Origin of the sequence: Rubritalea marina DSM 17716 (genome assembly GCF_000378105.1) — a bacterium.
GTDB classification, from domain to species: domain Bacteria; phylum Verrucomicrobiota; class Verrucomicrobiia; order Verrucomicrobiales; family Akkermansiaceae; genus Rubritalea; species Rubritalea marina.
The window spans coordinates 153005-179709 of record NZ_KB899248.1 but is presented as its reverse complement, the minus strand read 5'-3'; the positions used below and the strand labels follow the sequence as shown (position 1 = coordinate 179709).

Below are 26705 nucleotides of genomic sequence, written 5' to 3'. Positions count from 1 at the left end.
GCTTAGGCTTGGTTTGCCTGAGCGATGAGGTTGGTAATTTCGAGAGCGACACTGAGAGCCTCGGCCCCGTGCTGACCAGTGACAGCAGGAGTCTCCCCCTTGGCTGCACAGTCAACGAAAGATGCGAGTTCAAGCTTGAGAGGCTCGTCTTTTTCGATTTCTACCTCGTTCTTCATGATCTGCATTCCTTCCTTCCAGTACATCTCGCCGGATTGTTCTTGGTAATCGAGCGAGAGGTAACAATCGTCTTGAAACACCCGAAGTTTGCGCATCTTTTCAGGCGAAATTCGGCTCGCAGTGACATTCGCCACGCAGCCGTTTTCAAAGCGAATACGCGCATTGGCGATGTCTTCACGGTGTGTGAGAACATTGACCCCCACGGCATCAATACTACTCACTGGGCTCTTCACCAAGTGGAGGATGATTTCTAGGTCGTGGATCATCACATCGAGAACCACACCAATATCCATGCTGCGGTTCGGGAATGGTGATAGACGGTGAGCTTCGATAAATTTAGGCTTATTCAGGCGTTGTTCGAGCGAGCGCATCACTGGGTTGAAGCGTTCAATATGTCCCACTTGTAGGATGCGGTCTTCGGACACTGAAGTCTCAATCAAGGCCTTGGCATCATCGAGGCTATTGGCGATTGGCTTCTCCATGAGCACATCGCAGCCAAGTTGCATCAACTTGCACCCCACCTCGCGGTGCACTACCGTTGGGACAGCGACAGAGATCGCTTGGGCATGTTCGGCCAATTCCTCGAGTGAGGACACCGCCTTGCATCCATATTCAGCAGCCACTTTTTCGGCTCGGCTAAGATCCTGATCATAAATAGCAGTCAGCTCGACATCTTCGAGCATTGAGTAAACTCGCGCGTGATTGCGCCCCATCGATCCAGTACCAGCAACGCCTGCCTTAATTTTCATGGGCTCAGTGATAGGTGAGGATCTGGAGCGAAGCAAGCTCGATGATTGCGAATATCACCCGATGCTCCCGCGTATCAATTTAAGCCTCCAAGGCATAAATCGTGATTCCTTGTTCTTCGCAAAGGCGCTCTACATCCGCACGCCCTAACATCAATGTCTTGCGAGCTTCACAAACGATCACCGTCACGCCCGCCTCGAGACAGGCCTCGATCGTGAGTGCCCCCAAGCAAGGAACGTCAAAACGGAAATCTTGATTCGGTTTGGAAACCTTCGCGAGGGTACAGCTTTTACCCCTACCTAGTTCTCCGCCGCGCTTGATACAGGCATTGGTTCCTTCAAAGGCCTCCACTGCGAGCACCGTGCCGTGACGCACTACCACGCTCTGTCCAATATCCATGGCACTGGTGGCCTTGGCCGTGCGGAAGCCGAACTCGGCATCTTCCACAGCGCGCTTCTTGAGTTTCGGACCGCAGACATGACCTGGCTCGGGCAGCAATTCTTCGAGGTGGGTGGTGGCATCGATCAGCTCGATACCATCTTTGGAAAGTTCATTCGCGACGGCACCGAACAGGCTCTCCGCATTACGTTCTTTGACCTTAGACAACATCATCAAGGTGCGCATATCTGGACGAAGATCAAACAGATTTCGCGGTGCGATTTGCCCCACCATGATGGCCTGATTCACCCCCTGTTTATTAAAAAATTTGATCAATCCACCGAGCTGACCAACGCGGAACCATTCCATCGCATCAGCAATATCAGCAACCTCTGCTTTGGTTTCATCATGGAACCCTGCCACCACGAGCTTCGCGCCCGGGACCTTTTTTCTAGCAGCCTCGATGAATGTTTCTGGGTAAATCCCGTTTCCCGCAATGATCCCTATGGTCGTATCGCTCATTGACGGTATTGAAGCATCATATGCTAGAGATTCAACCCTACATATTGATCATGCGCTGCTCATAGAGTCCGCCAGCCAGTCGCTGGATGAGAGCTCAAGAACTCACTATAAAAAAGCGGTCACCCATCGACTGGGTGACCGCACACATTACCAAGAATGTTGCTATAAAACTAGAATAGTGAATAGACCATCCCGACTTGGAATCGGAAAATGTCGCCACTATCCCTACCACTTTGAGCCTCCTTGTATCCGTAGAGTAGCTCGGCACCAAGGGACCAACGGTCACGAATTTGCCATATTGTATTCACAGCTCCGTAATTACTGTAGGAGAAGAAATCAGCATCCATACCATTGCTTGGCGAGAGGTCGGCGTGGCCAAAGACAAGGCTCGAACGGTACTTCTCGTTCCAACGGTGGGTATAGGCTCCCATCAAACTCCAATACGGTAGCGCTTCGAGGCTGCCATTGGCATTGTAACCTGCATCACTCGAGAGGAAGCTGGTATCATTACCAGTACCGCCCACACCCTCACCATAAACTCCGAGGAACTGGAAGGTATCGTTCTCGCTGAGGTTGAGGTTGAAGCCTAGGTTGAGCCCCCAACCAAAGACGTGTTGGTCTTCGCCACCATCGCGGCGCGCACCGATATCACGTAGGATGGTACTGGCTTGCACGTGCCCCCACTTTGCATTCTCCCATCGGGTATTGAAGGTAAAGTCCGGCATGCGGGTCTGCTTCAACGAGCCATCTGAGGATGGTAGGTCGACATAGAAATCTGGTTGCTCAATACCAAAAGTAGAGTTCCAGTTCTCATTGTACGAATGGGTATAGTGTGCCACTGCACGACGAGCATAAATCACCGAGTTTGGACCCTCAAAATCTACAGTATCCGGCCAGATATCGGCATTCTCCCACGCACTCGTGGTGTAACCAATCTTCAAGCCAAAGTAATGACCATAGATGTGGTTGATCCGGTAGGCCATACGTTCCTCACTGCCAAAAAAGTCATTCTGGTAGTAAAACCGGAAGTTGCCTGGTTGATCTGGAGCACGCACATCTGCCATCAAGGTCGTGCCATTGGCATTCAAATTGAACTGCCCACCTCCTCCAGCACTAGGGTCACCAGCCAGTGGAAACTTGGCTGGAATGAAGCGTGCCTTGGAGCCGGCATTCTTGTTGTCGTAGGTCGCATCAATGCGCGCCTTGGCATTCAACTTAATGATTGCCGGAGTGTTCGGAATCGCAAAGAAACCTCGGTAGTCTGGATCAACGGTAAAGTCCAATGGACGCGCCACCGGAGCCTGTCTATCGTTCATCGTCTTACGGTAAGTGACTGGACTCCTCTTACCACTAAGACGCGGCGCCCGCATGGCTTCAGCCAAGTTGCTGGGAGGGATCACATTAGGCTCCATACGGGTCACCGTCTTAGGCTTTATCGATGATGAGGCAGCTGCCGCAGTGGCCGCCATCGAGGCGGTCTGGCTTTGCTTGCGCTCTAGCTCGGCAATGCGTGCCTGCATTTGCTTCATCATCTCCTGCATCTGCGCGGCGGACTGGCGTAAGTCGGCAATTTCCGCAGCATCGTCTGCTCGCACCACGGCAGGTAAAAGGGCCGCCGACAATACCAAAGGCATCGCAGCATGTTTGATTGGGATCGGTAGTAATTTATTCATGTATATTCTCCGTAGGCTTGACTATTAATCTTCAAAGATGCTCACACCGAGCTCCTGTGAGATGTATTCAATCGCTTTCTGCGCACGGATGCTATTGCCGTACTCATCGAGCGGTGGAGAAAATCCAACAATGGCCATCTCCCCTGGCACCACAGCAACGATGCCGCCGCCCACACCAGTCTTCGCTGGAAGACCAGCCTTCCAAGCCCACTGGCCAGAGCCATCGTAAAATCCATTCATTGTCATCACCGCGAGCACCTGAGGAACCATCTCTTCAGGCAAACAACGCTTCTTCGTAACAGGATTGACACCGCCATTGGCCAGAGTTCCCCCCATCACGGCTAGCTGTTCCGTATTCACCCCAACCGAACATTGTTTGGTGTAAACTTCTGTCGCCTCGAGCGGGTCACAAAACAAATTGCCTGAGTTGTAAAGAATGTGTGCAATCCCGCGGTTGCGGAAATTGGTCTCAGCCTCTGACTTGTAGATATCTGGCAACACCGTGAGCTTGCTTCCAGCAAACGCCTCATAAGTATCAATAATCTTCTGCCAGCGCTCCTCAGCATCCTTTGCCTTGATCATGCTGACTGTGGCAATTGCTCCTGCATTCACAAAAGGGTTGTCCGCTCGGCCGTCCCCCTCTTCGATCGCTCGCACTGAGTTGAAAGCCTCGCCTGTAGGCTCTACGTTGATCTTCGTCAGTACTGAGTTCGCACCCGATTCATTCATCACCAAACACATCGTAAACACCTTGGAGCATGACTGGATAGAATACACAGCATCCGTGTCCCCCACCTTAATCACATCACCATTATTCGTCACAATCGCAATGCCGAAGAGCTCACTCGGCACCTCAGCCAATGCTGGAATGTAATCTGCATTCTTGCCCTCATCGAGGTCCTTGAATTTAGCATGGGCAGCTTCCGCCACTTTTTGGAGTTGCTCTACAGACGGCGCGGCCACTGCCATCCCGATACTTGCAACTAGACTAACACATTGTAGGGGTACTTGTCGTAATTTCATAACTTTATGAGGATTTTCTAACAATTTACAAAAATTGATAGATCACCTAACACAATACCTAATGCGTGTCGTATGGCGAGAACTTTCTGATAGTCATCATAATAGATACTAAAATCTTCTGAGTTTGAAACTATTTACTACCGCTCTCACAATGAATCGCATAGTTCTATGCTTATGCTTGATTCCACTGATTTCTCCATAACCGTTAAGGGCGAGGCATCAAATCACTCCCCGACAGCATCTGAGTATTTCGCAGAGTTAGACTCACAACTCAGAGCCTTTGACATCACCCGCTGTGAAATGAAACATGAGAAGGTGCAGCGTTCTAACAACGGCATCGATCCCCTCCCCTGTTCATTATCCGGTGAGGGTTTTAAGAGATTCCAATACTGCTCCAATGCGATACGATCCAAGCGGCTCGGATGCGCTCACACCACAGCACGCATTCGGATGCTGCAGATTCTCGACGATCTACCCACAAGGGTTGCTCCAGAGAAGCAAATCGAACAATGGAAATCGATAGTCCAGGAGCTCGAACAATCGATTATCGATGTCGACAGGAAGAAGAGTGACGCCGAGCTCGCCCACGCCATCCAAAGCGCAGAGATCCAGCGCGAAGCCACAAAAAAATCTGAGATCCAAGGTAAGTTAGCAAACACAGCAGCTCACATCGCCGAACTAATCAAGACACACAATCACTATCTAGACAAGCTAGAGAGGCTCAGGAATGAGGTACTCGATACCCTAAGTCACAATAAGGTTCTAAAAACTAACAAACCTTAATCCTCGATACACCATCGAATGAAAGCTTTACCATTACTTTGAAAGATCTCTGATGGATCCACATCAACTTCAAGTGCACTAAAATCACTATCAATAGGTGTCAGTGGCTCCGAGCTCCAGTCGACCTTTTGCCAATTCGTGAGATCATCACTCACTTCCACACAAAAGCGATCGGCAATCGAGTCACGCAATGCAGCGTCTAAGCTGAATGTTTTTCCTGTGCGATCAATGGATAAGGTGGGCAAAAGATCAGCGCGCGAGTCACCACGTACCAAGCTGCCACCAAATAAATATTCTTCTAGATTATTGAGACCATCGCCATCGGGATCTGCTTCAGGAGCCGCTTCTTCCGCATGCAAACCATTCTCCAGCGCATGCTTCACTTCATCTTTCGAACTATCAACGAGTTGGTTCCGAGCCACAAAGGTGAAACCGTTTTGAGAGTAGATAAAGTCAGTATCGTAATCGCCATCAATATCGCCCACTGAGTTGGGAGATCTAAAACTGGACAGTATATCAAATGGCTCTTCTTCTAAATCGCCATCACCATTTACAAAATAGATATTGTAAGCTTACAAGTTCATCATTAGGATCGAAACAAGCTGCATATAATTCTCTACTTAATAATTGTCCGTCTGAATTAACACGGCACACGTAGACTTTATCACTAAAAACGCAGTATACATCTGAGTAGCCATGCTCATTTTCCACATAGTGAACCGAAATGTCATCAGACTGATCCAATGTAATTACATGATCGATAGCCTCTAAGGAAAGAGAGTTCGACCAAAGTGGACCAACTAGCGTTAGATTAACTAATGAATATACGATCAGGCATAAATTTCTCATTGAGAAACCACTACCAGATAGATATTAATTAAGCAATCTCTTCCCTAACAACTTCCTCACGGAGGTTGTCGATGATGTAGAGTTGGCGGTCTGGAGTGTTCTTGCCCATGTAGAAGTTGAGCATTTCTTTGAGGCTCTTACCTTCTTCCATGGTGACGGGGTCGAGGCGCATGTCGTCACCGATCATGAAGGCGAACTCGTCTGGTGAGATCTCACCAAGCCCCTTGAATCGAGTAATTTCGGCGGCTTTACCACACTTTTGCATCGCTTCTTCGCGTTCTTGCTCGTCGTAACAATAGAATGTGTGTTTCTTGTTGCGCACCCGGAAGAGTGGCGTCTGCAAGATAAAGACGTGGCCTTCGCGCACAACCTCAGGAAAGAACTGTAGGAAGAAGGTCAGTAAGAGGAGGCGGATGTGCATCCCATCGACATCGGCATCGGTAGCGATGACGATTTTCTGGTAGCGCAGGCCCTCGAGACCGTCTTCAATATTCAAAGCGTGTTGGAGGAGGTTGAATTCCTCGTTTTCGTAGACGATCTTCTTGGTGAGGCCGAAGGAATTGAGCGGCTTACCGCGCAGTGAGAACACCGCCTGCGTTTCCACATCGCGGCACTTGGTGATCGAACCAGAGGCTGAGTCACCCTCGGTGAGGAATACCGTGGTTTCATCGCGGCGAGCGTGTTTGGTGTCGAGATGCGCGCGGCAATCCCGCAATTTTTTATTGTGCACCTTGGCCTTGCGGGCGCGCTCACGAGCGAGCTTCTTCACCCCGGAGAGTTCCTTGCGTTCTTTCTCCGAGAGAAGGATGCGCTTCTGTATAGCCTCGGCTACGGCGGAGTGTTTGTGCAGGTGGTTGTCTAGGTGTTCTTTGAGGAAGTTGAGCACAAAGGTACGAACCGTCTCACCATCTGGTGAGACAGTGGTGGAACCTAGCTTGGTCTTAGTTTGGGATTCAAAGACCGGCTCTTCGACACGGATCGAAACCGCGACTGCGATGCCTGCGCGGATATCCGATGGATCGTACTGCTTTTTAAAGAAGTCTCTCAGTACCTTCACCACTGCCTCTCGGAAGGCGGCTAGATGCGTCCCCCCTTGGGTGGTGTGTTGGCCATTGACGAAGGTGTAATAATCCTCCGAACTACTCGGTGTGTGGGTGAAGCAAATATCGAGATCCTTACCGCTGAGCATGACTGGTTCATACAGCGCTTCTTCATCCATTTCCTCGCGCAGGAGGTCCAAGATCCCATTCTTAGACTTGAACTTTTTGCCATTGTAGACGACGCAGAGCCCGGGGTTGAGGTAGGCATAGTAGCGGCACATTTTCTCAACGTACTGCTCACGGTATCTCGTCTTCTTAGGGAAAATCTCGCGGTCGATGTCGAAGCAAATACGGGTACCATTCGGAGCCTCATCCTTTGCTGTTTTTTGCATTTCTTCAACCACCTCGCCACGGCTAAATTCAATCGCCTTGGTTTCACCGTCGCGCCACGCTTGGATTTCGAAGAATATCGACAGTGCGTTCACCGCCTTGATGCCGACACCGTTGAGGCCTACAGATTTCTTGAAGGCTTCTGAATCGTATTTAGCGCCTGTGTTGATCTTGGCTGCGCAGTCCATGAGCTTGCCAAGCGGGATACCGCGGCCGTAGTCACGGACTTCAACGCGCCCCTCATCATCGATATTCACATGAATCTCGTTGCCATGGCCCATGACGAACTCATCAATCGAGTTGTCCATGACTTCTTTGAGCAGGATGTAGATACCATCCTCAGGGTTCGAACCATCTGCTAGCTTGCCGATGTACATCCCCGGTCTGAGGCGGATGTGCTCTTTCCAGTCTAAGCTCTTGATGTCGTCTTCTGTATAACTTGCCATGAATTCTTACCTTTTCTTCGAGATGTCTTTAACATGGTAGAAACCATTCAGGCTGGCAAGCTAGAAGAAAGCGCAGCAGCCCAATCCAGATAAGCAAACGATCTACGAGGTCAGCTGAAACCAAGCTCACGCTTCCAGCTATGCACTCTCACGCCTCACTTTGCGATCATCCAGCTCGGTGCGAAAGGCTGAGATAAAGAGCAAGCTGGCAGCAATACAAATGCAGCTATCCGCCACGTTAAACGACGGCCAACGGTAGTTGATGAAGGGAATCGTCACATCGATAAAGTCGACCACGTAGCCTTCGCTAAGGCGTCCCCAGAAACTATAAGATTCGTAGCCTTTGAGAAAGAAGCCTTGTAGTAATCGGTCAATTAGGTTGCCCAGCACCCCAGCCACCAACAAAGGGGCGGACCACTTGGCGATGCCGACAAAGACCCCATTCTTCCATAGCATGCGCACCACGAAAAGCGCCACAAAGGGAACGATGAGAAAGACTACTGGTGCCCAGCTCGAGCCATTGCCCATGCCGAATGCCACACCTTGATTGTGTACTCTTACAATATTGAAGAAGCCCTCAATCACAGGAATCTGATCCACGTGGTTTGATGCCAACCAATATTTCCCCTGAAATTCACCAATCGGTTCGAGGTACGGGTACTCCTTGTGCGGCAGATACGGTTGCTTGAAATTGAGCACCACAAGCCACTTGGTAATCTGGTCAATGACCACCAAGGGAAGTGAAACCTTCAACAACAAGGGTAACAATTTCTGCATGCCATTCACGCTGCACAGGAATCCCAAAAGGTAAAGGAAACAGTCATGCTTCTAGCAAATTTAAGTAGCCCCCACTGGAGGGTTTACCACTTCATCTATCCAATGCGGGATAGTCTGTGTAGCCCACGGGGCCATCGCCATAGAATGTCTCTGGGTGAGGTTCATTGAGTTCGGCCCCTTGTGCATGGCGCATCACCAGATCAGGATTGGCAATGAACTGTTGCCCCCAAGCACAGGCGTCAGCCTCACCCCGTTGAAGGATCCCAATCGCCTCATCAAAGCTAAGCTGCTGATTGGCCACAAAGTTCCCTCCAAATGCTTTTTTTAGCAGAGGCCCTAGATAAGGATCGCCGAGCCCTTCGCGAGCAAACAAAAATGCCAAGCCGCGCTTACCGACCTCACTAGCTAGGTAGGTGAATGTGGTTTTTAGATCCGAGTCACCCATATCATGCGCGTCGCCACGCGGTGCCAGATGAAGACCCACGCGATCAGCTCCCCAAACAGAAACCACAGCATCGACTACTTCAAGCATCAAACGGGCTCGATTCTCGACCGATCCGCCATAGGCATCCTCTCTCTTGTTGGTGCTATCTTGCAGGAATTGGTCCAAAAGGTAGCCATTCGCACCATGGATTTCAACTCCATCAAAGCCCGCCTTTTTCGCGTTTTCTGCGCCATGTCGGAATGCTTCGATAACACCTGAAATTTCCTCCAGCCCGAGCGCTCTGGGTGTCACAAATTCTTTCATCGGTCGGATTAAGCTAACGTGACCCTCAGGGGCAATCGCACTCGGAGCAACAGGTAGCTCACCACCAAGGTAGACGGGATCCGAAACGCGTCCCACATGCCACAACTGCAGGACTATTTTTCCGCCAGCCGCACGGACTGCATCCGTCACCAGCTTCCACCCTTCGACTTGCTCCGCAGACCAGATACCCGGAGTGTTCGGATACCCCACGCCCATGGGATCTACCGAGGTGGCCTCAGATACAATCAATCCAGCGGAGGCTCTCTGAGAATAGTACTCAGCCATCATCTTGTTGGGGACCCTGCCTTCACTCGCCCGACAGCGTGTGAGTGGCGCCATAACCATGCGGTTCGAAAGCTCAATGGCACCAAAAGAGACAGGCGATAGAAGTGGGGATGTACTCATAATCTCCTAACATAGCCTCAGTCCCCTATGGGTCAACCTAGCAAGCTGCATTTTCTCTAAAAAAAAATTAGCGACTGAGCCAGAGCCCAGTCGCTAATAATCTGAGAGTATTGAACCAGCCTACTGCACCTTAATCGGAGCAAAGCTGAAAACAGGCCAGCCATTTTTATCCGTGAGGTTTGGAATGGCAGTTTCTACCCACCCCATGCGCACAAACTGTGGGTTCTTCACCTGCGAGCTCTTAAGCTCTACCGTGTTGCCTTTGAGAGCCGCATCTGCAGTCACGAAGTTTGTTCCATCCGCAGAAATTTCAAACCATGACGGAGCCTCGCCATCGTTCGTAGTCAATCCTTGACCAATATCAGTGAAGGATACCACCACCTTGTCACCTGTGCGCTGAGCAGAAGCTACAGATGGACCTGTGGTGACCACATCTTTACCATATTCGTTCTTGAGAGCTTGTGCAGCTAAACGCTGAGCGACTGGCAACTTGTGTGCTGGGTGAATGTCCTGAATGTTGATGTTGGTGTCGTGAATCGCCACCACACCCACGCCTGGAATCTCTTTTGCCGCGCGGTACTGAGCACTCCAAATGGTGTTACAGAGTGTGCTGTCCTTCGGGTTTGCTCCGCGAGTGTAGTCGTATGGTGCGATCTGAACTTGATAGAGCGGAATATCTTTCACGTTAAACGCCTTGGACCAACCATTCGAGAGAGCCTTCACCTTCTCAAAGTACTGGCCATCACTGCGGTTCGACTCCCCTTGGTACCAGATGGCGCCCTTCAGCGCATACGGTGCAAGCGGTGCAATCATGGCATTGTAGATGCCATTATTGGCCCAGCCATAGACATTGTTGAGCGCCACTGGGCGAGTGATTCCTTTATCCGCAGACTTAGCAGCCTGTTGCAACTCATGAGCCATGGCGTTTAGGCGTCTAGCGACAACCTTCTTGTCGCCGTTGTCAGCGTGAGCGCGATATGGCAAACCTACTGATTCATAGCCTTCCTTGGAAATGAAGAGATCAATGCGCTGACCACCCCAGTTCGAATCAAGAATAGCCACTGGTACGTCGAGCTGCTTCTGTAGCTCAACCGCAAAAAAGAAACCTACCGCCGACACGCTGTGCAGCGAAGCACCCACCATGTCGTTGCAATTCTTCCACATGCCTACGGTGTCATCAAGTGGCACACCTGACTGCACGTGTTGGTTGACGTGGAATGCACGCACAAGGTTGTTGTCCTTGTGGCTGACCGCCAATGTGCGCTCGGCTTCCACAATTTGAGAAAAAGTCCACTCCATGTTTGATTGGCCAGAGGCGAGCCAAACCTCTCCGACAAGCACATCTTCGAGCTTGTGTTCATTCTTACCGCTGATCGTCATCACGCGGGACTCTGATGAGGCGGTGAGTGGGTCCAGTTTGACCATCCACTTACCATTGGCGTCAGGTAAGGTGGTCTTGGTCTGGCCTGCAAATTGGACTGTGACCTTCTCTCCCTGATCCGCCCACCCCCAGATAGGTGCCGGCACACCGCGCTGGAGCACCATCTTGCTGTTGATCACTTGTGGGAGGGTTACTTCTGCATGTGAAATAGCTGTCAAGCCTAGCAGAGCCGATACAATGTAGTTGTGTTTCATATAGAGTTGTTGTGGTTTTAAGCAAGCATAGAGGCTCCGGGTGAGACCTTGATCAACACTTGATTTAGCTGCTCATCTACCCATGACACACAGGTAAAAAGCAGCCGCTAACAAATATACATCGACTACTATACAATTCTTACCTAGTGCACAGAAAAACTGTATTTTTAACGAAAACTCATGTAATATTCACCATGCAGACACACGTGTGACCCCTATATAAGTGGGACTACGCGTGCTCCGCGCGCTAGCGCTTTCGCTTCGTTTCATTCTGAGAAACATAATCGCCATTCCGGGCGAGCCAAATCGTGTGCATCCTGCGCTTGCGACCACGATGGGATGCAGGGACCTCGACTTCTGATACATCGAACTGAGCTTTACGCAGAAGCTTGGTAAATTTTTTATCTGGATAGGCCGACCAAACAGCAAGGATACCTCCATCCTTCAGAGCCGCCTTGGCAGCCAATAACCCTTCCATAGTATAAAGACTCTCGTTCTCTTCGCCATGGAAGGCACTCGGACCATTATCCACATCTAGCATGATTGCTGAATATTCCTGACTTGCCTGAGCGATAAGCTTCTGCACCGGTGAGACTTTAATTTGAATACGTGGATCACTCAACAAGCCTGGATGCAGGTCTTTGAGGTAGGTTTTATTCCAATCAACAATTCCTTGCGTCAGCTCGGCAACTACAAATTCAGCTCCTAGCTGAGGTAGAGTCTCAACCGCAGCAGACAAGGTGTAACACATGCCTAGCCCCCCGATCAAAACGCGTGGTTGCCTTGCTGGACGTAGTGGCTGGCACGCCATGCGCGCAAGTTCCTCTTCGGAACCGTAGGCAATACTCGTCATCAAACGTTCACCATGCGAACTAATGAAGAACTCGTTATCATGTTGATATAGTTCAAGTGGTTCTCCTTCAGGTGTCGTGGTTTCAGCGAGTTTGATGTAATGCTTCATGTCGAATCTGCCCCACCCATAGCACGACTTATTGAAAATGCAAAGCTAGGGAAACAATGAATTCACCTCGCAGGTATGGCTTGATCGCTCAGGCATCGCAGCACCATTGCTATTCTCTGCCGTCGTGCACTCCTTCAAAGAAATAAATACTAGCAAGTGCTATCTAAGAGTAGATCAATCGCCTGCTACTTGCTATAGGGTCAGTATGATCGCCGTCAGCTCCAGCACCATGCGCTCCATCGAACAACTCGCCTTTGACCAGGGGCATTCTCCATGGTCATTGATGCTCGAAGCCGGCCGCGGCATTGCAGAAACCATCCTGCATTACTACCCTCACGCGCATCACGTGATCGCCTACCTAGGCAAAGGCAACAATGCTGGTGACGCATTGGTAGCTCTCAAGCACCTCAAAGAAGCTGGTTGGCAAATCGAATTACGCGCCGCTTATCCACTAGATTCTTGGGGAGAACTCCCCAAAATGGCATACACCGAACTGGGCAAACCAGCGCTCAAGGAGCAAACTTCAGCCCATCACCAGAGCATACTTATAGACGCCATGCTAGGTACTGGTACTCAGGGAGAACTTCGAGCTCCCCTAATAACGCTAGTTCAAGAAATCAACAAAACGCGTGCCCTGAGCGGAGCCGTCACGGTCAGCCTAGACGTCCCCAGTGGTCTATCTCAAGATGCTTCCCCCGTGATCTCTGACCATTGCATTCAGATAGGCCTGCCCAAAGACTTCACCCTAGATTCGCAGCACACCGACAAGGTCGGCGCTATCAGCCACGTCCCACTCACAGCCCTTGATCTATGTGCCTCAGCTGCCCAACAACTCATCGGCGATGTAGCGGATGCTCCTCAACTCATATGCCCAGCGTCACTGACTCGCATGCGACGTCCGTATGGCCAGCACAAAGGCATGTCTGGCAGAGTCGGAATCTGGGCTGGCTCTGAAGGGATGCTGGGAGCCGCTGCGCTAGCAGCTACTGCATGCCTCAAGTCCGGAGCTGGCTTGATCACGGTATTCATTCCCCCCACGCTCTATCCAGTACTCGCCACCATGGTACCTTTAGAAGTCATGGTGCAGCCGGCCATCGACCCCCGCATCATGCTCGACATGGAATTCGACTCGCTCATCATCGGGCCTGGCATCGGCACTCCAGTCCCCTCACTGGCCGAGCGCCTGCTTCAGGTCATCGAACAAAGTAATGTTCCCACAGTGATCGATGCAGACGCACTCAACCTCATTGCATCAGAACAGCGACACGAGGTGCTCAATCATCTATCCATCATCACCCCACACCCAGGCGAATTCCAGCGTCTCTTCCCCCACTCCGGCAGCCGCGAGGACAAAGCTCGCTTGGTTCAATCAGAATCACCCGCCACACTTGTCTATAAAGGGTCCCGCACGATCGTTTGCTCAGCCGATTCCCCACAATGGATCAATAGCACTGGCACCCCAGCTATGGCTTCGGCCGGACAAGGTGATGTGCTCTCTGGCCTCATTGCTGGCCTCTGCGCCCAAGGATACACCTCTCTAGAATCTAGCAAACTTGCAGTCTGGCTCGCCGGCGAAGCGGCTCAGCTCGCCCTCAGTCAGGAATCAACCGAGACACTGACAGCAAGCTCAGTGATCGAATTCCTCCCAGAAGCTCTACAATCCCTGCCCGCTAGAGACTAAAGCCTAAATACTAAAAAACTCACCGTGCACTGTGGCGCGGTGAGTTCGTAAAGAGAGTTTGAAAACGCTGAATGCTTACTTGAAGAATGGTGAAATCGCCTCATTCACAGCTGTGGAAACACGATTTGCTCTTTCTTTTTCAGTTGGGCTATTAACCACATCCACCACACCAATGTTGCGGTAAACGAGCTTGTTTGTCTTGGAGTCGATGATGTCTACAAGTAGACCAGCACGCTCAAAGTAGTCTGGATTCTTCTCCTTGATGACGCCAATTTCATGCGCGCGGTCGAGAATCTCGGTGCTATCGCGGTGGTATCCAAAGTATTCATCATATGAGGTGGTGGTCGAGCTGTCTTGGTAGATCACCATGTAGGCAACCACGAGATCCGAATTGGAAGAATTGAAGCCCATGCCACGTGAGGTGAATTGATTCTGAATATTGCTATGAATCAAACGGTGCACTTTCTTTTCGACAGGATCCGTGATCGGTTGGCTGTTAGGCGCACGCTTGACGATGCGCGCTGAGCTGTAGCCGCTACTACTACCCTTCGGCATGTCGATGGAGTTCGAGCACGATGCCATAGCAAACGCACAGAGACCTGCGAGCAAGAGACGTAATTTAGTCATGGCTAACACTCTAACCAGCGTACCCTTGAAAACAAGAAGATTTCTACGCTGGATCAAAGAGAACTGAGTTGCCTCGCATGAAATGTGCCAGCCACGCATATTTTATCCGCACGAGGTCAGCATCTGCACAGAAATCGGCAATTACTAAGCGTATTCTGAATATATGATCACCCCTGATTTAAAGCTGGTCGAAAAGTACAACCAGCCTGGGCCACGCTACACCTCGTACCCTACGGCACCGCAATTCACCGAGAATGTCGCGGCCGAAGCCTTGGTCGCAGACATGGGGAAATCACCACTTTCACTGTATTTCCACCTCCCTTTTTGCGCCTCTCTGTGCTGGTTCTGCGGATGCACCAAAATGATCACCAGCAAGACAGCGCCGGCAGAGCAGTACATCGAATTGCTTGAACAAGAAATGGATTTGATGCTCCCACACCTGGGTCAACAACGCCCAGTACAGCAACTGCATTTTGGAGGCGGCACCCCAAACCATTTCACCCCCGAGCAGATCGACACCCTGGCTAGGGCCATTCATTCTCGCTTCCACTTCGCAGAGGATGCTGAGATCAGCGCTGAGCTAGATCCACGTAGACTCACTCAGGACCACATCAAAGCCTTTGCCCGACTCGGCGTCAATCGCGTTTCATTTGGTGTGCAAGACATCCAAGAAAAGACCCAAAAGGCCGTCAACCGTGTGCAAAGTGATGAGCAGAATCGTGACGCCATTCGCTGGGCAAAGGAAGCTGGTATGTGCTCGCTCAACATTGATCTAATCTATGGCCTACCCTATCAGACGCCAGACTCGATCCATGAAACACTCAACCAAGTGCTCAGCTACGACCCCGACCGTCTGGCAGTCTTCTCATACGCGCACGTTCCCTGGATTGCTCCCGCTCAGAAGATTCTTGAGCGCCATGGACTTCCTAGTGGTGAAGAAAAAATAAAAATGCTCGGAGTCATCATCCGTGAGCTCACCTCTCGAGGCTACCAATACATCGGTATGGACCACTTCGCAAAGGTCAGTGACCCGCTCGCTGTGGCGCAACGCAATAAGACGATGCAGCGCAACTTTCAAGGTTACTCAACCTTCCATGATGTGGAAATCTGTGGTTTCGGCATCTCATCAATCTCACAAACCAACAATACGTATAGACAAAATGTCAAAGACCTCAACACCTACGAAAGTATGCTCAACGATGGTAAGCTGCCGCTCGACAAAGGATACGTGCTCAACCAAGACGACCGCATGCGCAGGCTCACGATCATGCGCCTCATGTGCGATCACACGCTCCATTTCCAAACACTCTCCAAAGAGCTCGGCATCCCTTTCAAAGACTACTTCGCCTCAGAACTCAATCAGCTAAAAAGCTTCATAGCAGACGAGCTCGTCGAGCTGAACTCTGATTACCTCAAAGTCACCCCACAAGGGTCACTTTTTATTCGAAACATCGCGATGATCTTCGATGCCCACTTGGCTCAATCCAAGGCGCGACACTCAAAGACTGTCTGAACAAACATCACCCATTTTGGTTGGTAGTAGCAAGTTGATAGAATCAGCCCCTGCTCGGACCAAGCTAGACCAGTGCATCATTTTCCTCCCAACGACACGGGCTGAAACTGTCTACTCAAGCTACCAATCACTCCTCCCAAACAACCTCCCAAGCGCCTCGGTGCCCTCCCCACTCAGGCAAACAAAAATGCTCAGAACCATCTAGGTTCTGAGCTTTTTTTAGAGAGATCTATCGCTGAACCATGTCAACGATGTGGGAATCACGCAATGTTGGTGAAGACGTTCTGTACATCGTCGTCATCTTCCAACTTATCGAGAAAGGCCTCGATTTCTTCGAGCTGCTCTTCTGTGAATTCATTACTATTATTGGCAATACGCTCGGGTGCGGCCTTGGTGATCTCTAGCCCGAGTTCTTCGACCCCTTTTGAGAGCGAACCAAAGCTCGTAAACTCGCCGTACGCCACAGCTTCTTCACCCAAGTCTTCCAATTCTTCAAGCCCGTGATCAATCAGTTCCAATTCGACCTCCTCGAGCTCTTGGCCCTCAGGCTTTTTGAATTTCACTACAGCCTTACGAGTGAACATGAATTCGAGCCCGCCAGATGGCATCAAACTACCACCTGACTTATTGAAAATGGTCCGCACGTTGGTGAAGGTGCGTGTATTGTTATCAGTGGCACATTCCACCCAAATGAGCACGCCATGTGGCCCCTTACCTTCGTAATTCACTTCGGTGTAGGAAACAGCATCCTTAGCAGTCGCTCGCGCAATCGCTTTGTCGATGTTGTCCTTTGGCATATTCTCAGCCTTCGCCGTGGCTATGGCGGCGCGGAGTTTGGTATTCACCTCCGGATCTTCGCCACCTTCTTTTGCTGCAACGGTGATGGCCTTGCCTAACTTTGGAAAGAGCTTGGACATTTTGTCCCAGCGTTTTTCCTTCGATGCTCTACGGTATTCAAATGCGCGTCCCATGGTACTAAATCAATATTGTAAGTGGATGAATTGTCTCTGAGCTATTGCTGGCTGGTTCCCCACTATTATTCAAGTGTAGAAAACGCGAGGCAGCGAGATTATCGAGGAAACTCAATAAACAACCGTTGTTCCCTGCGGCGCATCCAAGCACCACCGGGGAGATTACACTTGGCACTCCCGCCAGGTTCCAACAGCGCCATGCAGGCGTCAATGGTAGCTCTTCCAATATCGGGCACGGAGTACTTTTTCAAGTAGGCGTGCAGTAACGCACTTTGTGAAGCCAGTGGAAGTCTCACAAAACTGGGCAAGTGGATCCTCTCCTGAGGGTCAAGAAGCTCATCCAATGATGGCGTTAGTTCCTCCAGCGCGAGATCCATTCTCTCCTGCGCCTCAACAGCGGCGATCAGAGCGGGGACCACCTCCCTCCCCATGATCGACTCGAGCAGAGGAAGCGCTTCATTGCGCAACCTGTTACGCGCCGTGATCGGCTCAGCATTACTAGCATCTTCTCTAAACGCTAGTCCCCGTTGCTGCATGAATTGTGTGATTTGCCAACGGCGCACCTTCAGCATAGGGCGATGGATCTTTAGAGCTCCGCGAGCAGTCAAGATACGGGATTCAGACTGCATGGCTTTGAGTCCATGTGAACCGCGCAGCAAATTGAACAAGGCTGTTTCTATCTGGTCATCGGCGTGGTGCGCCAAGAATACTCCATTCGCTTGGTGTCGGGAGAATAACTCAGCAAACGCAAGATGCCTTACTTCTCTGGCTGCCTTTTCTAACCCCCAATGCTGGTTCAGCATCGTGCTGCGCACATCGGCATGCACAAGCTCGCATGGTAGCCCTAGCTCAGAGGCGCGTTGTTGCACACACGATGCATCCTCGTCAGCCTCAGCACCACGCAAGCCATGGTTCACATGGACCACGATCAGCTTCTGAAAGCCAGCTTGGAACATCAACTCAAGAAGACACATCGAGTCTCTACCGCCAGAAACTCCTACAAGCCACGTAGCCGCCAGATCAAACTCCTCAAATGATACTTCCATATCCATTGTCACACCAATGGGAGTAACGTAAATCCACTCTCCTGCATACTCCAAAGTATCAATGCGACTCACTCTGGCTCGACATCATTGAGCCATCCCAAGCGAAGGCTGTGAGATCTGAAAACTAAACAAGAGCTGCTCCATCACCGCTACTCCAGCGGCTTCACACAAAAAAAACGCAACTCGAACCAGTCGAGTTGCGTCATTTAAAAATCAGTGAACTGATTCGACTCGTTTAGTCGATGAGCTCTGGCCAGTCTTCGGTGTGGAAGAACTCGCCTTCTGGCTTGTCGATACGCTCGTAGGTATGAGCACCGAAGAAGTCACGTTGCGCCTGCAGAAGGTTCGCAGGAACGCGCTCTGCACGGTAGGCATCGAAGTAGGAAAGTGAACCACCGAAGGATGGTACTGGGATGCCGTTCACAGCAGCGAGACCCACCACCTCGCGCCAGTCCTGCTGACCCTTGTTGAGGATTTCGGTGAAGAATGGGGCAAGCATGAGGTTGGTGAGGTCTGGGCTCTCTTCGTACGCTTCAGTGATGCGGTTGAGGAACTGAGCACGGATGATACAACCACCACGCCAGATGCGTGCGATTGCGCCAAGGTCGAGACCCCAGTTCTTTTCACGACCCACCTTAGCGATGAGGTCGAGACCCTGTGCGTAGGATACGATCTTGGATGCGTAGAGTGCGTTGCGCACTTTAGAAACAAGCTCCTCCTTGCTCATGCCTTTGAGCTCGAAGTTCCAGTTGTCTGGACCCTGAAGGATGCCAGAAGCCACCTTACGTTGGTCACGCATGGAAGAAAGGATACGTGCTTCTACGGAGCCAGCGATGGTTGAGAATGGAACTGCTTGTTCAACTGAGCCCATCACGGTCCAGCGACCAGTACCTTTTTGGCCAGCTTTGTCGACGATGAGGTCGACGATGTCTTTGCCAGTCTCTTGGTCCTTTTGTTTGAAGATGTTTGCCGTGATTTCGATGAGGTATGACTCGAGGTCGCCTGCATTCCAGTCAGCAAAAATCTCAGCGAGCTCTTCGTTGGAGAAGCCAGCTGCTTTGAAAATGTTGTATGCTTCACAAATGAGCTGCATGTCACCGTATTCGATGCCATTGTGCACCATCTTTACGAAGTGACCTGCGCCGCCTTCGCCGATGTGAGTGACACATGGAGTACCATCTACCTTGGCGGAGATGGACTCGAAGATTGGCTTCATCACATCCCAAGTGGATGTTGGACCACCAGGCATGATGGATGGGCCTTTGAGGGCTCCTTCTTCACCACCTGAAACACCAGCTCCAATGAAACGGAACCCTTTCTCAGAGAGAGCTTTTTCACGGCGCTCAGTATCTGTGTAGAGAGTGTTACCACCGTCGATGATGATGTCACCTTCGTCGAGAAGTGGCACCAGAGAATCGATCACTGCGTCGACTGGGCCACCAGCCTTCACCATAATCTGAATCTTACGAGGAGACGCGAGGCTCTCGACAAAGTCTTCTAGTGTGTGTGCCCCCACAAGCTGCTTGCCTGGGTTTGCTGCGATAAATTCGTCAGTTACAGAAGTCGTACGGTTGTACACGGAAACTTGGAAACCACGGCTCTCTACATTGAGAACCAAGTTCTGGCCCATTACGGCTAGGCCAATTAGGCCGAAATCACTCTTGCTCATATTTTTTACCTTTTTTCAGTGAAAAGTTACTTCCGGCGTTTAGACCACTTCAAAGTGCATGGCAACAGGAACTTGCGCCATTTTTGTGCTTAACTGATCAGATCTTTCGCATTTCTACTAGTTTTTTCAGATTCGTCGGATGCATTCATTCAATTTTAGCTAATAAATTCCGCTCTGGAACCAGCGCTTCAGATCATCTGCCATCGGACAAGACCAGCGAAGCTCGAGATCATCCGTACGAACGTGCAGGTGACTGGCGTGAAGAGCATGCCTCTTCAGGTACAATGCGCGCTGCATTTCCTCAGTCCATCCCCGCTCAATATGCTCTAAATAATGGTGCTCATCTGGGCCGTAAATTTTATCACCAATCAACGGAAAGCCAGCATATTCAGCATGCACACGGATCTGATGCATTCTACCAGTATGCGGCAGCACATGCAGCCAAGATACCTTCTCGCCATGCACGATTCGTCGCTCGAATACCTGAAACTCGGTACGGCATGCCTTACCCGCTGGATGCACCGATTGCTTCAGCCAGATAGGTGACTCCATGACTTCCCCTTTGCGTAGGATTGGTTCCTCCACAGTAAAATCATCCCATTCGGGCCAACCAAACACGAGAGCTTCGTACTCTTTGTGAATCTGTCGGCGCTCCATCGCTCGCCCAAATTGGCGAGCCGCTGACTTGTTCTTAGCCACCAAGACCAAGCCGCTAGTCTCGCGGTCAAGCCGGTTCATCAAGGATAGCGCCGCTCCATTAGCTAGTTCGTAAACAAGCAATTCTTGAAGACCACAGAGCAAGGTGGCTTCTCGCTTATTATTCGTCGGATGCACAATCAAAGGAGCAGCCTTATCGACCACAATCCAATCATCTGATTCATCGACTACCGCAAAGTTACAGTCTCTGTCACCTCCCCCGATCATACTATTTTCACTCTCCCATCACAGTCACCACAATGCGGCGGCGATGCGGAGCCCTACGGTGCTCGAATACAAAGATGCCCTGCCAGGTGCCCAACATCATTTGATTGGCAAAGACGGGAATCGTCTCGCTGCTGCGTGTCAGCGCCATACGAATATGCGATGGCATGTCGTCTGGCCCCTCGTAGGTGTGAATAAAATACGGTGTGTCTTCTGGCACCAACTTGTCGAAGTACATTTCCAAGTCACGACGCGCGCTCGGGTCCGCATTCTCCATCAGCACGAGACTTGAGCTCGTATGCTTGTTAAACACGCTAACCGTGCCGCTCTGTATTCCTGATTCTCGCACCACCGCAGCCACATTCTCGGTAATCTCGTAGGTACCCTTGCTGCGTGAGTCAAATTCAAGTTCCTTCATGAAGACTGCCATGCCCAGACTATGAAACTGAGCTACCAGCATGGCAACGCCAAAGCTCAAAATCACATCGCATCCAGATGAGCCTCGACACAATCGGCTAAAAGCAGCGGATCATAGCCACCCTCGAGCACGGAAATCAGACGACCGTCACAGAACTTCTCAGCATAAGCCACCACGATCTTGGTGAGTTGGCCAAAGCCCTCAGGAGTGACACATAAATCAGCTAAAGGATCACCATCCACAGCGTCAAATCCAGCAGAGAGAATGATCATATCGGGCTGAAATTCATCCAATGCAGCGGCCAGTGGCTCCCCCCAGGCTGCCAGTAATTCTCGATCGCCAGCCTTTTCCGGTAATGGCACATTAATGGTCGTACCCTCGCCTTCCCCGGCACCACGTTCTTCCTTGCTGCCAAAGGCATGAAACAAACCATGTTGATGGCTTGAAAAGAACAAGACACTCGGGTCTTCATAAAAGATGGATTGGGTGCCATTCCCAGCATGCACATCCCAATCTAGGATTGCCACACGCGTCAGGCCATATCGTTGTTGGGCATAACGAGCAGCCACAGCCACATGGTTAAACACACAGAACCCCATGCCCAAGTCTTCAGATGCATGGTGCCCTGGAGGGCGTGTGGCGCAGAACACCTTGTTCACCTCCCCTGCCATCACTTCATCGACGGCATTGAGCACCCCGCCAGTAGATAGCACTGCAGCATCATACGAGTGCTCGCAGATTGCCGTGTCACCAGTACGTAGTTGTTCAGCAAAATTATCCACATCCATACGCACCATATCGTGGTAGTGTGGCGAATGCACCATGGTGATCTCAGAAACAGTAGCAAAACGATCATCAATGGCTGGCCAATCAGCATACTTCTTTTCGATCAAATCCAATATCGCTTGGTAGCGCTCCACAGACTCTGGGTGACCATCACCAGTATCATGCCGGAGTGGCTCGGTAGAATACCACAAGGCAACTGAAGCGTTTTGAACACTGCGGCCACTCTGAACTTCAGGGGCATCGACATGGTGATCCTTCCCTGCACCTTCTCGACTCGCCTGGCGTTTCGCCTCTTGCTTTTTTTCCCATTGCTCGGCCTGCACAACCAACTGGTCGACCTCCATGAAGAACTCATCACTATCTTCACCAAACTGGCGCTCACGCTCAGCCCCACGGTTCATGAATAGCTGGATCATCGCTTCATTGCGCTTCTGCACCGAGGCCCAGAAGGTTTTCACCCCACGTTTTTTCGCAATTTTCGCAATCTCAGATAATAAAAGATTCGCCATACCAAGACGGCGCGCCTTCTCATGCACCAGAAAAGCGACCTCGGCGGACTCCCCTGATTGATCCAAATAGAATCGACCAACCGCACGCAAGACCTCGCGATGCCCATCTCTGTAAAATACCCCGATCGCGAGATCACTAGATTGATCCACCGACGCCATTCGGTATGCCGCACCTTCATCCAGGTTCGGCATCGCATGCCCATAACGCAGACGAATCGTTTCCTCATCTTGAGCATAGAAAAATTGCTGCAAGGTACGCACATCACTCGGATGCATCGCACGCATCGTGTAGGTAATCCCGGAAAACTTAACGCGCCCGCTATCAATTTCAGCAGAACCAGAATCATGGATCCCTCGTGGATTGAATCCATAAATCTCCGGAATCCATCCCTGCATCCTTGCTCCCTCTAGGAGAGACTCACGCACATCTGGATGCGCGATTTCGACTAATCGAAGCACGCGCTGGCGGATCGTCTGCCCCACCAAATTCGCAATCCCATATTCCGTGACCACATAATGCACATCCCCACGCGAACTACAGACACCACTGCCAGAGGCTAAGCCCGTGACAATGCGGCTCCTGCCGCTTGAATCCAATGAACTCAACGCAATGATCGGGCGCCCACCTTCACTCATCGCAGCACCTCGAATGAAGTCCTGAGTCGCACCAATCCCACCGTAGAAATGATGCCCACGCGAATCGCGCACAACCTGGCCAGTCAGATCAATTTCGCGCGCACCATTAATCGATACCATCTGCTTGTGCTTGCCAATGCGGTGAGGGTCATTCGCCCACTCGCTTTTATGTAGCTCAATCGCATGGTTGTTATGCATGAAATCATAAAGCTCCTGCGAGCCCAGACAATGACTAGCCACACTAATGCCACGTTGGTAAGCCTTGTTAGAATTGTCAACCACACCATTCTTCACCAGCTCCATCATCGTATCGGTAAAGCAACCAGTATGAATCCCCAGATTTTCATGACCATCCAATGCACGCAGCACCGCCTGAGGACTATTCCCCATACTCACCTGGATCGTCGACCCATCATCAATAAGCTGCGCAGCATAGCGACCGATCTTTTCATGATGAGGCAAGTACGCCCACGGTTCAGTCTGCGGCAGCTCCGCGTCTTGCTCGATAAAGTGATCAATATCCGAGACGGCAAGACGGGTGTCTCCAAAGGTCAGTGGTACCTTACGATTAATTTGAGCCACCACAACTGTCGCAGAATGAACAGCCGCAAAGATCACGTCGGCACTGAGGCCAGTAGAAACATAACCATCAGCATCAGGCGGACTCACCTGAATCAACGCCACATCCAAAGCAAGTACCCCTTGGCGAAATAAGTTTGGCACCTCAAAAGTAGGACATGGAGTGTAGTCTGCCCTACCTTGGTTCACCGCCTCACTCATCGTTCGTGAGAGAAAGAAACTATTGGTTCGGAAGTGCCCATCGTATTGTTTGTCAAGCCACGGCAGCTCACCCAGCGTGTGGATGTGGATAAATTCCACATCCTGAAAATACTCACGTTGCTCGAGCAAACTCTGCATCAAGGCAAAGGGCACCATCGCACCACCACCCACAAACACACGACCACCATTCGGAACGATCTCTCTCCACGGCACTTCATTCATACAAGTCATCACCTAACACAGCCAAGTCACTCAGACACAGCAAAAACAATAAAATGTGAATATTCAACACGAGCCGCAGAGATTTCGATTGACATCAGGCAGAGCGGCTCCTACGTTGCCCGCCCCTTCCCCGAGACTCACTCCGACCAATTCGGTTGAGCTTCGACATAAGGACAACCAGGAAAAAATATATAAGATGAAAACATTCTCCGCCAAAGCTCAGGACGTTGAGCGCAAATGGTATGTGATCGACGCTGCCGATAAGGTACTCGGCCAAGTTGCTCGTGAAGCCGCAGTTCTCTTGCGCGGCAAGCACAAGCCAATCTTCACTCCTCACGTTGACACAGGTGACAACGTCATCATCATCAACGCTGAAAAAGTTCGCCTTACTGGCAACAAGGAAGTGCAGAAGATCTACACAGCTTACACTGGCTACGTTGGTAACCAGAAAATTGAGAACCCAAAGAAGGTTCGTGAGCGTCATCCAGAACTCCTCGTCGAGCGCGCAGTGAAGGGCATGATCCCACACAACAAGCTCGGTAGCGCAATCTACAAGAAACTCCACGTATACGCAGGCGCAGAACACGCACACGAAGCACAGAATCCTGAAGCATTCGAAGTTGCTTAATTGTTCAATTTTATCACTTTCCTATTATGAGCGAATCAAAAACATTCTCCGCAACTGGCCGTCGTAAAAACGCAATTGCACACGCATGGATCGTAGAAGGTACTGGCGAAATCACTGTCAACAAGCGTGCTTTCGAAGACTACCTTCCAACCATCACTCTCCAGAACGCAGTGCTTGCACCGTTCCAGGTAGCAAACCTCATGAACAAGTTTGACGTACGCATCGCAACAAACGGCGGTGGTCTCAACGGTCAGGTTGGCGCAATGCGCCTCGCTATCGCTCGTGCACTTATCCAGCACGACCCAGAACTTCGCCCAGCGCTCAAAGCTGCTCTCCTCCTTCGTCGTGACCCACGTATGAAAGAGCGTAAGAAAGCTGGTCAGCCAGGTGCACGTAAGCGTTTCCAGTTCTCCAAGCGTTAATCCGCCAGAACAGGATTCACTACGAATCACTTACAAAAAAGCTCACTCGCTCCATGCGAGTGGGCTTTTTTTATCTCCCGATACGACTCACGCGAGACCCTTCGTCTGCCGCAAAGGTAATACCAAAAAGCTCCTCCCCCTCGAATCAATCGTATAAATTTTTCCGTGCCAAATCGTAGATTTAGACTACCTTTATCTTTATGCCAACCAAGCAAGAAATCCTGGACCTTTACTTCATGGCAGCCCGCCGTGACTTGATAGAAATAGCAGCATACCTCGACCGCCTAGATCGCCACGACGGGGAATCAGACTTCCGCGAGCCAGCCTTGCACCGAGCTCTCGAAGCGATGCTCAATCCTGGCGACAAACGCCGAGCCGAAGCGGTCCTCCTCGCCCTCTCTGACCACAGCGAAACACCCATCCCTGCGGCCACCATCCAAGGAGCATTTGGCGCACCTAGAGACTAGGCGGCACTCCAAGCCCAGCGCATTCATTCACCACTACGATTCATCCTTTCTCAATGAAATACATCGAACCACACGGCCACATGGTGAGCCGTACCACCGACGACTACCAAAAGATGGCGATGGCCGGCTGCGAAGCGATCTGCGAGCCAGCCTTCTGGGCTGGCTACGACCGCGCCTCCGTCGATGGCTTCTACGATTACTTCAGCCAGCTCACCGAGTACGAGCCCGCACGCGCCGCCAAATTCGGTATCGCCCACTTTTGTTGGCTCTGTATCAACCCAAAAGAATCAGAAGATGCAGGCTTCGCTCGTGAAGTATTGAGCCTCATTCCTGAATTCATCGACAAACCCAGCGTACTCGGTATCGGCGAAATTGGTCTCAATAAGAACACCAAAAATGAACTCGCCATCTTCGAAGAACACGTCGACATCGCAAAAAGGTACGATCAACCAATTCTCATCCACACCCCTCACCTGGAAGACAAGCTGAAGGGCACGAAGCTCATCATTGATGCGCTGAAAAATGCCAATGTCGACCCAAGCCGCGTCGTCATTGACCACGTGGAAGAGCACACCGCAGGCCTCGTCCTCGATGAAGGATTCTGGGCTGGCATGACCCTGTACCCAGAATCGAAGTGCACCCCAGCACGCGCTATCGATATCCTAGAAAACTACGGCATGGAAAACATCTGGATGAACTCAGCCTGTGACTGGGGCATCTCCGACCCGCTCGCTGTTGCCAAGACCGCCCTCGAAATGGGCAAGCGCAAGTATGACAAGCAAACAATCGAGCGCATCGTCTATGAGAATCCAAAGAGATTCCTCGAGCAATGCCCGAACTTCAAAATATAGTGTT

At 50.9% G+C, this 26705-nt stretch carries 24 protein-coding genes; 7 read left to right on the top strand and 17 right to left on the bottom strand.

Annotated elements, in window-relative coordinates; genetic code table 11:
* Positions 1-2: 2 nt before the first annotated feature.
* From F454_RS0102170 to glsA, 4 genes are all read right to left on the bottom strand, one after another.
* Positions 3-926, bottom strand: coding sequence for a Gfo/Idh/MocA family protein (locus F454_RS0102170; RefSeq protein ID WP_018968981.1), 924 nt, complete (start codon positions 924-926; stop codon positions 3-5).
* 79 nt (positions 927-1005) lie between these two features.
* Positions 1006-1824 (bottom strand): LpxI family protein, encoded by an 819-nt coding sequence (locus F454_RS0102165; RefSeq protein WP_018968980.1) that lies wholly within the window; start codon positions 1822-1824, stop codon positions 1006-1008.
* A 170-nt stretch (positions 1825-1994) separates the two neighbouring features.
* Positions 1995-3497 (bottom strand): DcaP family trimeric outer membrane transporter, encoded by a 1503-nt coding sequence (locus F454_RS0102160; RefSeq protein ID WP_018968979.1) that lies wholly within the window; start codon positions 3495-3497, stop codon positions 1995-1997.
* A 24-nt stretch (positions 3498-3521) separates the two neighbouring features.
* Complete coding sequence (glsA, locus tag F454_RS0102155) at positions 3522-4520, bottom strand: glutaminase A (protein ID WP_156817093.1); 999 nt, start codon at positions 4518-4520, stop codon at positions 3522-3524.
* A gap of 300 nt (positions 4521-4820) precedes the next feature.
* Here glsA and F454_RS0102150 point away from each other — a divergent pair, with 300 nt between their 5' ends.
* Complete coding sequence (locus tag F454_RS0102150) at positions 4821-5303, top strand: hypothetical protein (RefSeq protein WP_156817092.1); 483 nt, start codon at positions 4821-4823, stop codon at positions 5301-5303.
* Here the strand turns inward: F454_RS0102150 and F454_RS0102145 are convergent.
* From F454_RS0102145 to F454_RS13855, 6 genes are all read right to left on the bottom strand, one after another.
* Complete coding sequence (locus F454_RS0102145; RefSeq protein ID WP_018968976.1) at positions 5300-5788, bottom strand: hypothetical protein; 489 nt, start codon at positions 5786-5788, stop codon at positions 5300-5302. The two genes, F454_RS0102150 and F454_RS0102145, sit on opposite strands and share 4 nt — an antisense overlap.
* 392 nt (positions 5789-6180) lie before the next feature.
* On the bottom strand, positions 6181-8028 hold the full coding sequence (locus tag F454_RS0102140; protein ID WP_018968975.1) for a DNA topoisomerase IV subunit B: 1848 nt from the start codon (positions 8026-8028) through the stop codon (positions 6181-6183).
* A gap of 138 nt (positions 8029-8166) precedes the next feature.
* On the bottom strand, positions 8167-8805 hold the full coding sequence (locus F454_RS0102135; protein ID WP_018968974.1) for a signal peptidase II: 639 nt from the start codon (positions 8803-8805) through the stop codon (positions 8167-8169).
* A gap of 91 nt (positions 8806-8896) precedes the next feature.
* Positions 8897-9958: an alkene reductase gene (locus F454_RS0102130; protein ID WP_018968973.1), complete on the bottom strand. Its 1062-nt coding sequence runs from the start codon at positions 9956-9958 to the stop codon at positions 8897-8899.
* Positions 9959-10078: 120 nt separating this feature from the next.
* Positions 10079-11593 (bottom strand): sialate O-acetylesterase, encoded by a 1515-nt coding sequence (locus tag F454_RS0102125; RefSeq protein WP_018968972.1) that lies wholly within the window; start codon positions 11591-11593, stop codon positions 10079-10081.
* Between the two features lie 247 nt (positions 11594-11840).
* Complete coding sequence (locus F454_RS13855) at positions 11841-12554, bottom strand: spermine/spermidine synthase domain-containing protein (protein WP_018968971.1); 714 nt, start codon at positions 12552-12554, stop codon at positions 11841-11843.
* Positions 12555-12759: 205 nt separating this feature from the next.
* Here F454_RS13855 and F454_RS0102115 point away from each other — a divergent pair, with 205 nt between their 5' ends.
* Positions 12760-14235 carry a bifunctional ADP-dependent NAD(P)H-hydrate dehydratase/NAD(P)H-hydrate epimerase gene (locus tag F454_RS0102115; protein ID WP_018968970.1) on the top strand — a complete coding sequence of 492 codons (1476 nt, stop codon included), beginning with the start codon at positions 12760-12762 and terminating at the stop codon, positions 14233-14235.
* 75 nt (positions 14236-14310) lie between these two features.
* Here F454_RS0102115 and F454_RS0102110 read toward each other — a convergent pair whose 3' ends face one another.
* Positions 14311-14862: a DUF4136 domain-containing protein gene (locus F454_RS0102110; protein ID WP_169334292.1), complete on the bottom strand. Its 552-nt coding sequence runs from the start codon at positions 14860-14862 to the stop codon at positions 14311-14313.
* A gap of 163 nt (positions 14863-15025) precedes the next feature.
* Between F454_RS0102110 and hemN the strand changes: the two genes are divergently transcribed.
* On the top strand, positions 15026-16375 hold the full coding sequence (gene hemN, locus F454_RS0102105; protein ID WP_018968968.1) for an oxygen-independent coproporphyrinogen III oxidase: 1350 nt from the start codon (positions 15026-15028) through the stop codon (positions 16373-16375).
* A gap of 260 nt (positions 16376-16635) precedes the next feature.
* Here the strand turns inward: hemN and F454_RS0102100 are convergent, their stop codons facing one another.
* The 6 genes from F454_RS0102100 to F454_RS15465 form a co-directional block, all read right to left on the bottom strand.
* Positions 16636-17346, bottom strand: a complete 711-nt coding sequence (locus F454_RS0102100) for a YebC/PmpR family DNA-binding transcriptional regulator (RefSeq protein WP_018968967.1) — start codon at positions 17344-17346, stop codon at positions 16636-16638.
* Between the two features lie 98 nt (positions 17347-17444).
* Positions 17445-18392, bottom strand: coding sequence for a tRNA lysidine(34) synthetase TilS (tilS, locus tag F454_RS13850; protein WP_169334291.1), 948 nt, complete (start codon positions 18390-18392; stop codon positions 17445-17447).
* Positions 18393-18627: 235 nt separating this feature from the next.
* The gene (gene gnd / locus F454_RS0102090) at positions 18628-20061 is read right to left on the bottom strand and encodes a decarboxylating NADP(+)-dependent phosphogluconate dehydrogenase (protein ID WP_018968965.1); all 1434 of its coding nucleotides are present in this window, start codon (positions 20059-20061) and stop codon (positions 18628-18630) included.
* 159 nt (positions 20062-20220) lie between these two features.
* Entirely contained in the window at positions 20221-20985 is a 765-nt protein-coding gene (locus F454_RS0102085; protein ID WP_018968964.1) for an RluA family pseudouridine synthase, read from the bottom strand.
* 7 nt (positions 20986-20992) lie between these two features.
* Positions 20993-21466, bottom strand: coding sequence for a secondary thiamine-phosphate synthase enzyme YjbQ (locus F454_RS0102080; RefSeq protein WP_240471531.1), 474 nt, complete (start codon positions 21464-21466; stop codon positions 20993-20995).
* Positions 21463-24333: a GNAT family N-acetyltransferase gene (locus F454_RS15465; protein ID WP_018968962.1), complete on the bottom strand. Its 2871-nt coding sequence runs from the start codon at positions 24331-24333 to the stop codon at positions 21463-21465. The genes F454_RS0102080 and F454_RS15465 overlap by 4 nt, the downstream gene beginning before the upstream one ends.
* 196 nt (positions 24334-24529) lie before the next feature.
* Here F454_RS15465 and rplM point away from each other — a divergent pair, with 196 nt between their 5' ends.
* From rplM to F454_RS0102055, 4 genes are all read left to right on the top strand, one after another.
* The gene (gene rplM, locus F454_RS0102070; protein WP_018968961.1) at positions 24530-24961 is read left to right on the top strand and encodes a 50S ribosomal protein L13; all 432 of its coding nucleotides are present in this window, start codon (positions 24530-24532) and stop codon (positions 24959-24961) included.
* Positions 24962-24987: 26 nt separating this feature from the next.
* Positions 24988-25383, top strand: a complete 396-nt coding sequence (gene rpsI / locus F454_RS0102065) for a 30S ribosomal protein S9 (protein ID WP_018968960.1) — start codon at positions 24988-24990, stop codon at positions 25381-25383.
* A 200-nt stretch (positions 25384-25583) separates the two neighbouring features.
* Positions 25584-25850 carry a hypothetical protein gene (locus tag F454_RS0102060; protein WP_018968959.1) on the top strand — a complete coding sequence of 89 codons (267 nt, stop codon included), beginning with the start codon at positions 25584-25586 and terminating at the stop codon, positions 25848-25850.
* A gap of 53 nt (positions 25851-25903) precedes the next feature.
* On the top strand, positions 25904-26701 hold the full coding sequence (locus F454_RS0102055) for a TatD family hydrolase (protein WP_018968958.1): 798 nt from the start codon (positions 25904-25906) through the stop codon (positions 26699-26701).
* The last annotated feature ends 4 nt before the right edge of the window (positions 26702-26705 follow it).